The 15,888-nt window shown below is 40.5% G+C and carries 12 protein-coding genes; 1 reads left to right on the top strand and 11 read right to left on the bottom strand.

The window, feature by feature from the left end; genetic code table 11:
* Nucleotides 1–44 precede the first annotated feature (44 nt).
* Nucleotides 45–581, top strand: coding sequence for a biofilm surface layer hydrophobin BslA (bslA, locus tag KVT11_RS04395; RefSeq protein WP_017359045.1), 537 nt, complete (start codon nucleotides 45–47; stop codon nucleotides 579–581).
* 142 nt (nucleotides 582–723) lie between these two features.
* On the opposite strand, the gene KVT11_RS04390 is transcribed toward bslA, so the two are convergent.
* The 11 genes from KVT11_RS04390 to spoVS form a co-directional block, all read right to left on the bottom strand.
* Nucleotides 724–918 carry a hypothetical protein gene (locus KVT11_RS04390; protein ID WP_046526671.1) on the bottom strand — a complete coding sequence of 65 codons (195 nt, stop codon included), beginning with the start codon at nucleotides 916–918 and terminating at the stop codon, nucleotides 724–726.
* 179 nt (nucleotides 919–1,097) lie between these two features.
* On the bottom strand, nucleotides 1,098–2,999 hold the full coding sequence (gene mutL, locus KVT11_RS04385) for a DNA mismatch repair endonuclease MutL (protein WP_017367278.1): 1,902 nt from the start codon (nucleotides 2,997–2,999) through the stop codon (nucleotides 1,098–1,100).
* A 22-nt stretch (nucleotides 3,000–3,021) separates the two neighbouring features.
* Entirely contained in the window at nucleotides 3,022–5,598 is a 2,577-nt protein-coding gene (mutS, locus tag KVT11_RS04380; RefSeq protein WP_024720388.1) for a DNA mismatch repair protein MutS, read from the bottom strand.
* Nucleotides 5,599–5,722: 124 nt separating this feature from the next.
* Nucleotides 5,723–6,268, bottom strand: a complete 546-nt coding sequence (gene cotE / locus KVT11_RS04375) for an outer spore coat protein CotE (RefSeq protein WP_007499466.1) — start codon at nucleotides 6,266–6,268, stop codon at nucleotides 5,723–5,725.
* 248 nt (nucleotides 6,269–6,516) lie between these two features.
* Nucleotides 6,517–6,951, bottom strand: coding sequence for a regulatory iron-sulfur-containing complex subunit RicA (ricA, locus tag KVT11_RS04370; RefSeq protein ID WP_060832340.1), 435 nt, complete (start codon nucleotides 6,949–6,951; stop codon nucleotides 6,517–6,519).
* Between the two features lies 1 nt (nucleotide 6,952).
* Entirely contained in the window at nucleotides 6,953–8,479 is a 1,527-nt protein-coding gene (gene miaB, locus KVT11_RS04365) for a tRNA (N6-isopentenyl adenosine(37)-C2)-methylthiotransferase MiaB (protein ID WP_007499471.1), read from the bottom strand.
* Between the two features lie 90 nt (nucleotides 8,480–8,569).
* Nucleotides 8,570–9,676, bottom strand: a complete 1,107-nt coding sequence (locus KVT11_RS04360; RefSeq protein WP_025207361.1) for an MrcB family domain-containing protein — start codon at nucleotides 9,674–9,676, stop codon at nucleotides 8,570–8,572.
* A gap of 112 nt (nucleotides 9,677–9,788) precedes the next feature.
* On the bottom strand, nucleotides 9,789–10,970 hold the full coding sequence (locus KVT11_RS04355; RefSeq protein ID WP_116306873.1) for a glycine C-acetyltransferase: 1,182 nt from the start codon (nucleotides 10,968–10,970) through the stop codon (nucleotides 9,789–9,791).
* Nucleotides 10,967–12,031: an L-threonine 3-dehydrogenase gene (gene tdh / locus KVT11_RS04350; protein ID WP_025207359.1), complete on the bottom strand. Its 1,065-nt coding sequence runs from the start codon at nucleotides 12,029–12,031 to the stop codon at nucleotides 10,967–10,969. The genes KVT11_RS04355 and tdh overlap by 4 nt, the downstream gene beginning before the upstream one ends.
* A 176-nt stretch (nucleotides 12,032–12,207) precedes the next feature.
* Nucleotides 12,208–15,252 (bottom strand): efflux RND transporter permease subunit, encoded by a 3,045-nt coding sequence (locus KVT11_RS04345; protein WP_025207358.1) that lies wholly within the window; start codon nucleotides 15,250–15,252, stop codon nucleotides 12,208–12,210.
* A 203-nt stretch (nucleotides 15,253–15,455) separates the two neighbouring features.
* Complete coding sequence (gene spoVS / locus KVT11_RS04340) at nucleotides 15,456–15,716, bottom strand: stage V sporulation protein SpoVS (protein WP_003211281.1); 261 nt, start codon at nucleotides 15,714–15,716, stop codon at nucleotides 15,456–15,458.
* Nucleotides 15,717–15,888: the final 172 nt, after the last annotated feature.

Below are 15,888 nucleotides of genomic sequence, written 5' to 3'. Positions count from 1 at the left end.
ATCATCTATTATTTACCTATAATCAACCAAGGGGGAAGGAAGAAATGAAGAAAACATGGACAATCATTATGATGGGGATGCTGACATTGGTCATGGCACTCTCAGTACCGCTAGCCGCATCAGCTGAAGGGGCTAAAACAGAGGAAGGCAAAGCTTCAACAAATGCACGACCAGCTGCACTTTATGCAAAAATCACAGGAGCAAGTAAACAAGAATGGTCTTTTTCTGACATTGACCTGACTTACCGTCCAAATTCTGTTCTTAGTATTGGTGCAGTTGAATTTACTTTACCAGCAGGTTTTCAAGCCACAACAAAAGATATTATCAACGGAAAAGCTTTAAAAGACAGTTACATTTTGAACAATGGAAAAACTGTTCGCATTCCAGCTCGTTTCGATTTATTCGGAAGTTCCCAATATACATTACAACTTTCTCATAAAGTACTTCCTGCTGCAGGTACATATACGTTCCGCGCAGAAAATCGTGCGATCAGCATTGGTTCCACATTTTATGCAGAGGATACGATTGATATTAATAAACGACCAGTTGTCGTCACACCGCCAAATCCTTGCGGATGCTAAACGAAAAAGCGCTCTTAGAGCGCTTTTTCTCATTTATCATATCTCTTCGCTGTGCTTACTGCATTTTATATAATTGTTACACCATATCTCATGATGGTCTGTCATCATTAGTTGGCAAACCTATATATGGCGTTTTTTATTGTTATTTTTGCTCTTTTAGTTTTTTAAAAATCACAAATTGATATACGCCAAATAGTAAGGTTAGAATCATCATTGCGGTAAATAGTTGATCGACTGGAAGCAAAAAATATACGACAAAAAAAGATAAAAGCAAAAGAAAGTAACCTATATTGACGCTTTTTTTAATGTCATCACATTCCCTTTTTTTTACAATCATATCACGCTTCACCTAATCGTATAACCAAATAACAAAAACCCCTATCCATTTAAGGAAAGGGGTTATCCTTACAACATGACAGCGGATGTTTATCTTCACATCACAACAACAGGAACCAAACTATCGGATTGAAAAATTAATTGGTGGGCAAACCGATTCACCCACCAGCTAAAATCCTGCTACATCACACGTTTAAACATCTTCTCCATTTCATAAGTGGAATGATGAATCATAATCGGCCGGCCATGCGGACATGTAAATGGGTCTTGTGTTTGGCGAAGTTCATCTAATAAGGCTTTGATTTCATCGTGACGCAAATGACGATTTGCTTTAATCGAGCCTTTACAGCTCATCATGATCGCCGCTTCTTCTCTCAGTTTCTTGATATCCACACGCTTTTCATCAAGTACTTGCTGAATGATTTCTTCGATGAGTTCAGCCTCTTCCCCTTTAGGAAACCACTGCGGATGCGATCGAACGATATAACTGCCTGATCCGAATGGCTCTAAGAAGACCCCTACTTTTGCTAAAATATCGATATGCTCTTCAATAATCAACATATCGTTTTTTGAGTAGTGAAAGGTTAATGGAACAAGCATTTCTTGCACTTCCTGTTCAATGTCTCCTACCTTTTCACGAAAGTACTCATACTTGATTCGCTCTTGGGCAGCGTGCTGATCGATGATATAAAGACCGCGTTCATTTTGGGCCAAAATATACGTTCCATGCATTTGTCCAATCGGATACATCACAGGGACACGTTCACTTTCAGCCTGATGCTGGGCTGCACTCTCTTCCAGTATCACTTCGTCATGTTGTTCATGCGAAGCTGCAGATTCCTCTACATATACATGGTCAAACGTTTCTTCAGACGATGCTGGTAAAGGCGCTTCCGTACTTTCCGGTTCACGCACCCCGTATGTGTCGTTCTGACTAGTCTCGTATACAGCCGATGCGAGTGAGTCCGGCTCATAGGAAACAGGTGTTTCCATTCGGCTTTTCATTGTTTGTTTAGAATCAAAAGATAAGGACTGTTGCTCATTTTTCACTGCTGGCATTGGTGCTTTTTTTGGCACTGAAGCACTTGGAATGAGCTGTTGCTTTTGAAAGACGTCCTTAATCCCTTGTTTGATCAACTCATGAAGTTCTTGCTCTTTACTTAGTCTGACTTCAAGTTTAGAAGGATGTACGTTCACATCGACTAAAATGGGGTCCATCTTCATCTCAATAAATGTAATTGGATGGCGTCCGATCGGGAGCAGTGTATGGTATCCTTCATGAATGGCTTTCACCAGCGGGAAATGCTTGACATATCTACCGTTGACAACAGAAGACATATAATTACGTGATGCCCTTGTCACTTCTGGTAAGGAAATATAGCCTTTCACTTCAAAATCAAGTGATTGTACATGTAGTGGCAGCATTTTTTTGGCCACTGCCGTTCCATAAATGGCCGCAAGCACATGCCGCACATCTCCGTTTCCATTTGTTTGAAGCAGCACTTTTCCTTGATGTCGCAAACGAATCGACACTTCTGGATGAGCAAGTGCAATTCGGTTCACAACATCAGAAATGTTGCCAAGCTCCGTATGAACCGTTTTCATGTATTTTAGACGGGCTGGCGTATTATAAAATAAATTGGTGACTACAATTTCCGTGCCGCGACGGCCAGTGGTTTTTTTCTCCGAAATGATCTTCCCGCCTTGGAGAGCTAAGTGTGTTCCAGCACCTTCACCGGTACTTGTCTTCATTTCTAAGTGAGAGACGGAGGCAATACTTGGCAGCGCCTCCCCCCTGAAACCGAGCGTCCTGACACGAAACAGATCATTTTCATCTTTGATTTTACTCGTCGCATGACGCTGAAAGGCGAGCTTACAATCTTCAGCATCGATTCCCACCCCATTATCAATAATTCTAATAGAAGAAAGTCCTGCTTCTTCTACATCGATTTCAATGACAGTACTACTAGCATCGATCGCATTTTCCACGAGCTCTTTCACGACCGAAGCCGGGCGTTCGACCACTTCACCAGCTGCAATTTTATTTGATAGGTCATCGGATAACTGAATAATCTTTGCCATTTCTTGCTCACCTCACCTTACATTATAATTTCTTTTGCAATTCATATAGCTTTGTCATCGCTTCAAGCGGTGTCATATCCATTAAATTAAATGACTTCAATTCTTCGATCACTGCTTGATCTTTGTTTTTCAGCACAGGTTTTGTTTGCGGTTTTTCTTCCACTTCAAAGAAAGAAAGCTGCTGTTTTTCCTCAGCCATTTCTTGTTTCGGGGCTTTAGAGACGCTCGGAATCACTTCATGTGATCCGCTCTCAAGCTCCGTTAAGATGGTCTGGGCTCGATCAATGATCGCATCAGGCAGTTCAGCAAGCTGCGCTACATGGATGCCGTAGCTTTTATCCGCTGCCCCTTCTTTGATTTGATGTAAGAAAACAACTGTCCCTTCATGTTCTTCTGCTCGTACGTGGACATTTTTCAGTTCGCTTAATTGGGATTCCAGTACCGTCAGTTCATGATAATGAGTGGAGAAAAGGGTTTTGGCACCAATATGATCATGCACAAATTCAATGATTGCCTGTGCAAGAGCCATTCCATCATAAGTGCTTGTCCCGCGTCCAATTTCATCAAATAAAATCAAACTGTTCTTTGTCGCATGTACCATCGCATTTTTTGCTTCGAGCATCTCTACCATAAAAGTACTTTGACCAGAAATCAAATCATCTGCCGCCCCAATGCGTGTAAAGATTTGATCAAAAATCGGAAGGGTTGCCTTTGATGCTGGCACAAAACAGCCAATTTGCGCAAGAATCGAGATCAATGCCATTTGTCTCATATACGTGCTTTTCCCTGACATATTCGGACCAGTAATGAGCAAGGTTTGTCTCCCTTTGCCCATTTGGCAGTCATTCGGCACATACTCTTGATGATCCATCACTTTTTCAACAACAGGATGACGTCCATCAATGACTTCCACTTCATCTGATGAAAATTCAGGGCGAACATAACGCCGCTTTTCACTCACAGTCGCAAAGCATTGCAGCGCATCAAGCTCACTCATTTGTTTTGCGAGCAGCTGTAATCTAGGAATATACGCTTTTACTTGTTCCCGAAGCGCAGAAAATAGTTCATATTCCAATTCACTAATATTTGATTCCGCCTCAAGAATAAGGGCTTCTTTTTCTTTCAATTCAGGTGTAATATACCGCTCTGCATTGGCAAGGGTTTGTTTTCTTTCATAACGGCCTTCTTCTAATAAATGCGTATTTGCACGGGTCACTTCGATATAGTAGCCAAACACTTTATTAAAGCCGACTTTCAACGATCGAATGCCTGTATATTCTCTTTCTTGCTGTTCAAGACGAGCAATCCAATCTTTCCCGTTTCGGCTCGCATCACGATATTCATCTAATTTTGCATTGTAGCCGTCTTTAATCAAATTGCCTTCTTTTAACGTCATCGGCGGATTCTCATAAAGAGCATCTTCTAATAAATCAAGTAAATCACCGCATGGGTCAATGTCATTTGCTCTAGATTTCGCCATATCCTCTGGGAGAGAATGGACAAGCTCTTTAATAGCCGGCACTTGCTTGAGAGATTCTTTCAATTGAATAAGATCACGGGCATTCACATTTCCAAATGCCACACGGCCTGCTAGACGTTCAAGATCATACACTTGCTTTAAACGTTCTCGCAGATCCTCTCGCTCAAAGAAATGTTCCATCAGAATTTGCACCATTTCCTGGCGTTCTTTGATTTGTGAAAGGCGGATGAGCGGACGATCGATCCATTGCTTCAGCAATCTTCCGCCCATTGCCGTTTTTGTTTCATCTAAGAGCCATAATAAAGAACCCTTCTTGCTTTTTGAACGGATGGTTTCTGTTAATTCCAGGTTTCGCTTTGAGTAAAGATCAATTTTCATCGTTTGTTCAAGCTGAAACACTTGAACTTGCTGAAGATGATCAAGACTCCTTTTTTGCGTTCTTCTTAAGTATGCATAGAGTGTTAAAAATGCTATTTTCAGATGTTCGTCAAGATGAGCAACGAGTCGTTCAGCTTCATCTATTAATTCAGCGCTATCTTCGTATGAGATGGTCGCTTGGCAGCGTTCCTTCAGGGTTTTCACCGTTTCTTCCTCGAGCTGCTTTGATACCACAATCTCTTTTGCACCGACAGAATAAATTTCAGACACAACTTCATCTAACCGTTCAATGAAAGCCGCCATGTTTTCACCTGTTGATAAATCGGAAAGCGCAAGACCGTAGCCATTTTGAAAGCTGGAAACAGACGCGATAAAGTTATTTTCGTTTTCATTCAGTCCTTTGCCATCCATGACCGTACCTGGTGTAATCAGTTGAACGACCTCTCTTTTGACCACACCTTTTGCCGTTTTAGGGTCTTCCACCTGCTCACAAATGGCGACTTTATAGCCTTTTTCTATCAGTTGTTCTATGTATGCAGACGCAGAATGATATGGAACACCACACATTGGAATCGTGCCGCCATCCCTGCTTGTTAACGTAATTTCTAATTCTTGTGCTGCTTCTTTTGCATCATCAAAAAACATTTCATAAAAATCGCCTAAGCGAAAAAATAAAAAGGCATCTTGGTAATCTGCCTTGATCTTTAAATATTGCTGTATCATGGGCGTATAACTTGCCATATTTCTAATCCCTCACTATATTACTTTCGAATTCATACCATCTTTCATTATAGCATAAAAATTCACCTTTTTTCCCTAGATCAAAGCACAAAAAAACTAGGGGGATATGCGCCCTAGTCATCAATTACTCTTCTGGATCACCCGCGAGGAATTCTGGATGAATATCTTCTAATTCCTCATCCACTTCTTCTTCCCATTCGTGATCATCTTTTTCTTTCCAGCTTGAATTGACTTCTACAACAATTTTGGTTTCCCCTACTACTTCAGCAATGAATTCACGCTCTGCTTGAACGACAATTTTATTGCCATTTGGAGAAATCGTGACTTCTAAGCAATTGGGCTGCTGTAAGACTTTCGCAATCACTTCGTGCTCATCATCAAGGAAGTTTTTATCTTTATATCTCAGTTTGATGATATCTACATATTTTACACGTTCTGTGACCACTTCGGTTTTCGTGTTGTCTGCGTAAGAATACCACACGTTAATATCAAATGTACCTTCAATCTCAACTGTTTTACCGACCTTTTCAGCATCATACTTATGATTAATGATCCAACCGCCTAGGATGCTGGTTGGTTTTTGCGATGGAGAAATGGTGTGTGTGCTTTGGGTAAATTTCCTCCCTTTTGCAACCACCGCTTTTGTAATAATTTCTCTGTATTCAGACATTCCGGCATGCCTCCTTGTTCTTGATCGTTTTATCTTATGCTGGGCATTCGTCTAGTGTGTCACGATTTTGAGTCTCATGTTCAATTAAATTCATTTCTGTTTCAGTGTATGCATGGTCGCCCATAAACTTGCCTTGAAAATTGGAAAAGTTGGAGAGTGAGAGATTGGGGTTGATGGAAGCTGAAGGAGAAAGAAGGTATGCAATTCTTACATCAGAAAACAAAAAACCCCGCATCTGCGGGGTTTTCTCATTTAATGGAGCAACTTTGGGATGAGTTTTTCACTTTTGAACCGGTTTCTCCTAATAAGAGGTCACCGCCGGTTGAAAGAATGATTTCATCCGTTACTTGATTAGAAATCGTGTGCGCTACAAGCTGAAGCAGGGAATTAACCTCTGTTTGTGATTCTTTGAATTCTTGAATCACTGGGATCTCATCCAGTTCTTCTTGCAGGGCATCAATTTTTTCTTCCACTTGTTTTAAGGCTTCATGTTTGCCATAATGCTTTAAATTCACAGCTTGCTTTTGAAGCGCCTTAATTTGATTAATGATCGCTGCAATTTTTGTATTTTCATTGATTTGCGCTTCTGCTTTTTTGAAGAAATCAACTTCTTCTGTTTCAGAAATCATTTTCGCGAGCTCTCTTGCGCGCTCGACAATCTCTTTCTTTGAATAAAGCGTCATTTTAATTCACCTCGATAGCTTCTCCAACCATTTCTCCGTCAAGAGACCAAGTTTTGGCTTGTGTGATTTTCACTTTGACGATGTTGCCAATCGCTTCTTTTGGTGCTTTAAAATTCACAAGCTTGCTTTTACTTGTATATCCGGCTAGGATCTCAGGGTTGTTTTTACTTTCACCCTCTACTAATACTTCGACAGTCTGCCCTTCATATTCCTTCATTTTTTTCGCAGAAATTTCATTTACGAGTGCATTCAGGCGCTGCAGACGTTCTTTTTTGACACGCATTGGCACGTTGTCTTTCATATTGGCTGCTGGTGTTCCTTCTCTTGGAGAGTAAATGAACGTATAAGCCGCATCAAACTCAACCTCACGATAGAGGGAAAGCGTCTCTTCAAACTGCTCATCTGTTTCATTTGGGAACCCAACGATAATGTCCGTTGTTAATGAAGCATTTGGCATTGCCTCTTTGATTTTGCGCACTAGGTCAAGGTAACGTTCACGGTCGTATTTTCTTGCCATGAGTTTCAGCACAGAAGAACTTCCTGATTGAACCGGCAAATGAATATGATCGAGAAGGTTTCCGCCTTTGGCAAGCACTTCAATTAAGTGATCATCAAAGTCACGCGGGTGGCTTGTTGTAAAACGGATACGTGGAATATCGATTTTACGCAGCTCATCCATTAGGTGACCAAGACCATATTCCATGTCTTCAAAATCTTTTCCATACGCATTCACGTTTTGACCAAGAAGGGTAATTTCTTTATATCCTTCTGCTGCTAAGCGTCTGACCTCTTGAATAATTTCATCCGGACGGCGGCTTCTTTCCTTACCGCGCGTGTAAGGGACGATACAGTATGTACAGAATTTATCACAGCCGTACATAATATTCACCCAGCCCTTAATTTTTCCTTGGCGGGCTCTCGGAAGATTTTCAATCACATCGCCTTCTTTAGACCAAACCTCAATGACCATTTCTTTTGAAAGGTAGCATTCAGATAATAGCTCTGGCAGGCGGTGAATGTTGTGGGTACCGAAAATCAAGTCAACAAATGGGTGTTTCTTTAAAATACGGTTAACGACCGATTCTTCTTGTGACATGCATCCGCAGACGCCTAAGATTAAATCTGGCTTTTCACGCTTTAATGCTTTTAAATGACCAAGCTCTCCAAACACTTTGTTTTCTGCATTCTCACGAATGGCACAAGTGTTTAATAAGATGACATTCGCATCTTCAGTCGAATTTGTTGGTTCATAACCAAGCGCCATAAAAATACCAGCCATCACTTCTGTGTCATGCTCATTCATTTGACAGCCATATGTGCGAATATAAAACTTGCGGCCGTTTCCTAACCCTTGAAAACGCTCGTCAATTTGAAATTGATTGTATTCGACTTCTTCTTTACCCCGTTTTTTTGCATCTTTTAAGGAAGGCGGAATGTACACAGCTTCAAAATACTGGCTGTAGTCCTTCTCGGATTTTTTGTCCGATGAACTTACTTGTCCGCTCGCTTTTCTCTGCTCTTCATTCATGAATTTGTACTCCTTTCAAACCAAGCTCCACCCTACAGTATAGACTATTTTGTCGTGAATTGAAAATAAATTCATATGTGTCCACACTTTTCAATCCACACGAATTTTACATGAATATTGAGTAGGCTTCAGATGAAGATCGTCTTTTCCTAAAGGGTTTTGTATTTCTTTGACAATCTTCATCTGCTGTGTACCGACACTCTCAACTAAAGTAATTACATATGATTCTTTTTCTTCTTCTGCTACCATTCTTTCTTGTTCAGATAAGAAGAATGGAAAGTCATGGTGAGTCAGTTTAGATCCTTTTACTTCTATAAGCTTCTCTTTTCCATCGGGGTAATAAGATTTGATATCAAATCCGTGACCATCTTCTGTTTCAGCTACCCAAACGACAGCTTCCGCTAATTGTTCACTTCCCACTGCTTTTAATTGCTCTATTTCCTTATGATAAACAAATTGCTCTGCTATTCTACCCGTCTCTTCGTTTTGCTTTGATCTTTCTTCTCTTAATTGTTTATAAACATCTCTATGAATGATTCTTTTTCTTTTAAATTTGTTCTGATGTTCCACTTTTGGAATAAGGTCCTGATCCAAATATACTTCGTAAACAAAATCATAAAAAAACTCATTTAAAGAATTGATATCTTGTATTAATTGGTGATGGTCAAAATGATCAATATTATACTTTTTAAAGACCAATGAGCTTGCTACATATTTTTTAGGTCTTAATGATTTACCTAAATGAAAATCACCTATATGAAAGCCCTCTAGTCTTTTATGATGCTTTAATTCAGGCTGTAGCCTTTCCCTCCAAATGGCTGTCTCTTCCTTAATTTCAGATAGAGATAAATTTTCAGTTCCAGTTTCAATTGTTAAATAAAAATCTTCCCCGTTCTCAGCGAATAAAATAACAATAAATATTCCTTTTTGTGTCGTTGTTTTTTGGGAATTAGGATTTGTGGTTAATCTCTTGTCTAAAAGTGCAATCCAAAAACATTCTGCAACTTTCCCATTTCCTGTAGAAGATTTAATATCAATTCTATCCAAATTCCTCATATGGCGTTTTTCTAATTCATAACGAATGTTGTTTGGGATTTCTTTATTAAACATGTTGTGAAAAGGATGGTTTTTATCTGTTCTCCCTTTATTCTTATAATCTAAAAATTGTTCATGAAAATCTTCTTTATTAAATAACATTTGTCTCACCACTTACCTCAATAGATCTTTTTACATACATTATACATAACAAACGGTAGATTTGATGAAATATGGAAAGATTAGCGCAAAAGAAAAGAGAGCCTCAGCTCTCTCAATCAAGTATATTCAGTTTTTTTGCTTCTTCTTCGATGATTGTCAGTGCACGGTCAAGCTCTTCTTTTGTGTGCTCTGCTGTGATGATGGCTCTAATTCTCGCTTTTCCTTTCGCTACAGTTGGAAAAGCAATGCCTTGAGCGAAAACGCCGCGCTCGATTAATGCTTTTGAAAAACGGAAAGTGAGTGCCTCGTCTCCAATCATCATCGGAATAATAGGCGTTTCTGTTGGTGCCACCTCAAATCCAAGACCGATGACTTTTTCTTTAAAATAGGCCGCGTTCTCCCAAAGTGTTTCAATGCGCTCCGGTTCGTCTAACAACACTTCAATGGCTTCTTCACAGGCTCTTGTGACAGCCGGCGGATGTGAGGTGCTGAATAAAAACGGTCTTGCTTTATGCTTTAAATAGTCGATTAAAACGGCAGAACCAGCGACGTAACCGCCTAGCACACCAACTGCCTTACTAAGTGTGCCAACCTGAATATGCACTCTGCCGTCAAGTTGAAAATGATTCACTGTTCCGCGGCCATTTTCACCAAGTACTCCAGACGCATGGGCATCGTCTACCATCACAAAGGCATCATATGCTTCTGCAAGTCTTACAATCTCAGGAAGCGGTGCAATATCTCCATCCATTGAGAACACACCATCTGTCACGATAAGACGGACGCGGTAATTCATCGATTTCTTTAATATTTTCTCAAGCTCTTCCATATTAGAATGAGCATATACTTTTTTATCTGCCTTTGTTAAGCGAATCCCATCGATGATTGAGGCATGGTTCAGCTCATCTGAAATGACAATATCATCTTTTGTGAGAATACTGGATAAGACCCCTTGGTTGGTCGTAAAGCCTGATTGGAATACGAGGGCTGCCTCTGTCTTTTTAAAAGCTGCGAGCTTTTTTTCAAGCCGTTCATGCATTGTCATCGTTCCAGCAATGGTTCGTACAGATCCTGTTCCAGCACCGAATTCATCAATCGCCTCTTTTGCCGCTTTCATCAGCCTTGGATGTGAGGTGAGACCTAAGTAGTTATTTGAAGAGAGTTGTATGACGGATTGTTCATTTAATGTCACCGTGGATGATTGTTTGGAATCGATTTCTTTCAGTGTTTGATGGGTGCCTTGCTGCTTCATTGTGCCCAATTCATCTTGTAAATACGTAAATTCTTTCATCATTTCGTCCCCCTTTGATATGATGGCATGATCAGTACGACCTTCCCGCACGTACCATTTCTCATGAGTTCAAATCCCTTTTCAAAATCTTCAAATGGCAGCGTATGGGTGACAACCGGCTGTACATCAATGGTATTCGTTCTTAAAAGTTCAGATACTTGACGCCACGTCTCAAACATTTTTCTCCCCGTGATCCCTTGCACGGTTAATCCCCTAAAAACAATTTGATTCGTAATGTCAATGGTTACCGGCCGCTCTGGCAAACTTAGTATATTCACTTTCCCTCCATTTGCACAAGCTTCGAGTGCTTGATTAATCGCAACGGGATGTCCTGACATCTCACACATCACGTCTGCCCCTTCCATCCGCGTGAGCTGCTTGATCATGGCAACAGGATCATCTTTTCCGATATCCACGATATGATCTGCACCCATTTTACGGGCAAGATCCAGTCTGTATTCATTTTTATCAACAGCGAACACTTGGACAGCCCCGGAGGCTTTTGCAACCGCAATCGCCATTAAACCAATGGGCCCACAGCCAAAAACCGCCACTGACTTTCCTGAAACAGGTGTATGCAGAACTGTATGAACAGCATTTCCAAGCGGTTCTTGAATAGATGCAAGTTCCACTGGCATTTGAGCTGGATTATGCCACACATTTTGTTCTGGTACTTTGACATATTCAGCAAAACAGCCATCAATGTCGACCCCTAAAATTTTCGTTTCGCTGCATAAATGCTGCTGACCCGTTAAACACATATAACACTGATTACAGACAATATGCGTCTCAGCCGATACAAAGTCCCCTACTTTTGCTCGTGAGACTTGGTTCCCCCTTTTGACAACTTCCCCTGTGAATTCATGACCAAAAATGTACGGTGCTTTGACTCTCCCCTTCGCCCAATCATCCCAATTATAAATATGCACATCCGTTCCGCATATCGATGTAGCCTTTACCTGGATAAGCACTTCATGATCACTTATTTCTGGAAACGGCATTTCCATCATCGCCGCTCCGTAAGCGCTTTCTTTTTTAACAATCGCTTTCATCGTTCCACACATGACGTACAACCCCTTTGTTAAAAAACTTCTCCCAATCCGATCTTATCATGTCTTATTTTAGACGTAAATACCGATGTCTTTCAGGAGAAGACAAATGAACACTCCACATATTTTTTTAGATATTTTTCTAAAAAAAAAGCAAATCTCCGAATAAAAGGAGATTTGCTTTTAAGTTGTCAGCGTTTTTTTGAAACGGCTACATATAAAGCCGGCACAATCAGTAGTGTCAGAATCGTTGAGAAAAAGACACCTGATACGATGCAGATCGCTAGCGGCTTAAAGAGTGGGTCATTACTTAAAGCAACGGGCATAAGAGCGACAAGTGCTGTAAATGCTGTCAGCAAAATAGGTCTAATCCTTGCTCTCCCCGCTTCAATCACAGCTGCCTGTTGACCGAGACCTTGCTTGCGCCGCTGTTCAATAAATTCAAACAAAACGACCGCATTTCGGACAACAATACCTGCCAATGAGACAATCCCCATTGTGGCCATAAAGCTAAACGGCGTTTGAGTGACAAATAGTCCAATAATGGCTCCGGATATCGCTAAGTAAACCGTTCCAAGAACTAAAAGCGGCAGCATGAGTGAATTGAACTGGAAAGCGATGGTCACATAAATGAGCAGAAGGACTACCCCAAATAAGAGACTAATTTCAATAAAGAATTGAGTTTGATCTTCATTTTCTCCACCCTGAGAAATGGTCAAATTGTTCGCCGCATCGCTTTTCCCAACTTCATTTACGACTTCCGTCATATCGTCTTTAAACGTATCTGATGTACCAGGATATGCCTTTAACGTGATCGTTGGCATCCCGTTTTCATGCGGAATGCTTTCAAATTGCTCTGTTTCTTTTTCTTTTACGTATCGGCTAAGCGGCTCAAGTTGAGGCATGCCACCCTCATTTGCACTCACAGGCACCTTGATGTCTTTTAGCTTCAGTCCGTTTTGATGTGTGCTCATGTCTTGTTTCACTACGAGGTCGATGTCATCTGTTCCTTGTTTAAATGTGCCTAATGGAATTCCTTCTGTAACAAGGCCAAGCTGTCTGCTGACAAACTGAGCAGTGAGCCCATCCTCTGCCATTCGGTCACGATTTAATTCAAATGAGATGGTTTTCACCGGCTGATTGACATCGTCTGTGATCAGGCTCGCTCCGCTTTCTTTCATTTCTTTTGTGAGCTTCTCTTTCACATCAACGAGTTTTGAAAATTGTTCTCCTGCAACAGTGACGGTCACAGGCGCTCCCGTTGGTGGTCCTTGAACAATGGTTTTCATAAAGATATCAGCATCTTTAAATTTCTTTCGCAATGGCTCTGTCATACGATCGATCAATGCCTTGCTTGTCATCTGCTCATTGTCTACTCTGACAACAACCTGACCCGTATGATCACTTGCGTTTGAGATACTTTCATTAAACAAGTTCGGCACACCGCCGCCTGCAAAAATGGCCGTCTCTTCAATGCCTTTTTGCTGTTTGATCTCTTGTTCTATTTTCTCTAATGTGTCATTCGTTTTATCTAAGGTTGTTTCACTTGGAAGTGTCACAGTGACAACCACTTCTTTCTTATTCGCCGCAGGGAAAAACTCAAATGGTGTGGCGAAAATAAGCAAAAAGGCAAGTGTGGCAACGAGCAAACCACTTAATCCAATGAGAAGTGGTCGCTTCACGATGTTTGTCAGTACTCGATCTGCATAAAAATCGGCTAATCTTTTTAATGGTTTGCCTAAAAAGCCCGGTTCTTTTTGAATCTTCTTGTTCTTTCTTTTTCGATTTGCTGTATATTGATACACTGGCACAAGTGTCAATGAAATGACCATTGACGCAAGTACAGTTGTGACTAGAACAGACGGTAACGCTCGAATAAATGAACCGTTCGCACCAGAAAGGAAAACAAGCGGCAAGAAGGCAAAGACAACAGCCAGTGTTGACGTTAAAATAGATCCAGCCACTTCTTTTACACCTGCAATTGTTCCTTTAAGCGGACTTTCGTATTTTTTCATCTGCCTTAAAATATTATCGTTGACGACAATGGCGTCATCTACAAGTATCCCTAGCGCAATGATAAAGCCAATAATTGAAATTTGATTAAGGTCCACTTGTAAAAACGGCAGCGGGATGGTTCCGATCGTTATGGATAGCGGAATCGCAAGTGAAACGATAAACGCACCACCAATGGTTAGACCAAGTGTGGTGACGACAATGACGGCGATGACGGCCACGATCGCTTCTTTGATTAAATCGTTAAAAATAGCATCTACTTCACTTTTTTGTGAATAGTAGTCTATCCAATCCACACCATTTGGCAGCTCTTTCTCTTTTTCAATGACCGCACTGACTTTGTCATACATATTAGGAATATCCAGTCCTGGCTTGATATTGACTGTAAATGAATAGGCTGGCTTTCCATTATATGAAACGATATCACTTTTCTCTTTTTCTACTTCTTTTAAACGACCAAACTGACCGATTGTAACAGGCTCTCGGCTCGTTTTTGAGAAGATCTCAATCTTTTTGATTTGATCTAAACGATCATAGGCATCAATGGACAGCTTGACCTTTTCTCCATCTGCCTGGACGTCACCTAGAGGGGATGTGTCAAATTCTTGATTGATGGCATTTGTGACATCGGTCACGTTTAACCCGTTATCCTCCAGTTTACTTGAATCCAAGTTCAATATTGCTTGTTTGTCATTGAACCCTTTGATGACGACTCCATCAACACCTTTGATGTCCTCCACTTTTTCTTTTAACGCACGCAGCGATTCCTGACTTTTTGCTAAATCAGATGAGTTACTTGCTACAATCATATAAGAACCAACTGGCACGTTGCCAAACTCATCCTTTACATCTGGCTCCATCACACCATCTGGAAAAGAAGAGGCGGCATTTGTGGTTTCACTCTTGATTTGACTTGCCACCTTTTGAAAATCGGCTTGATCATCAATTTCAAGCACAATATTTGAGAAACCAATAGCAGAAACAGAGCTTGTCTTCTCTACACCATTGATATCAGAAATGGCCGACTCAAGCTTATTGGTGACATCACTTTCTACCTGTTTTGCATCTGCACCAGGAAAAACAGTCGAAATGGTTACAATATTCGCTTGAAACTCTGGCAGTTCTCGTTTAGGAAGCTGTGTAAACAAATAACCTCCAGCAATGAGAACGATAAAAAATAAAATAAAAACAAGCTTTCCTCTTTTTAAAAAAGCTTCGATCATTATTTCACCTACTTAAATATTTATTTTTGATGAAGTATTTTCAACTTAATCTTAATTTATCATCATGGTGAAAAAATGCAAGCTCTAATATGTCATTTTCTATCTATTTTGTGAAAGAAATATGTTATATAAGAAATGTATAGCGGTAAACAAAAACAACCTGCTTACATGATGTAAGCAGGTTGAAAATAATAAAATTAGAATTATCGTGGTTCAACAATCAGTTTGATTGCTGTTCTTTCTTCTCCATCGATAAGAATGTCAGTAAAGGCTGGAATGCATATCAAATCCACTCCGCTAGGCGCAACAAATCCCCTTGCAATGGCGACAGCCTTGACCGCCTGATTCAGTGCTCCAGCGCCGATAGCCTGTATTTCCGCTGCACCGCGTTCACGTAAAACGCCGGCTAATGCTCCTGCTACTGAATTTGGATTTGACTTTGCTGAAACTTTTAAAATTTCCATTTTTGCTCCCCCTTAAATTTACAATGGATAAGTGAGTGTTCATTAGAACAATCTTTGTTAGATGTTGCTATTTTTTTGAAAATCCATCCCCAAAATGTTTTTCAAAAATAGCAGGCTACCTACCATTTTTACTATATTCACGATAGAGGGCGCATATTCCTTCTTTCTGATT

Origin of the sequence: Bacillus sp. GbtcB10 (assembly GCF_019091365.1) — a bacterium.
Lineage (GTDB): Bacteria > Bacillota > Bacilli > Bacillales > Bacillaceae > Bacillus > Bacillus altitudinis.
Note: the sequence above shows the minus strand (reverse complement) of the source record. Positions and strands in the feature narration are given on the sequence as shown.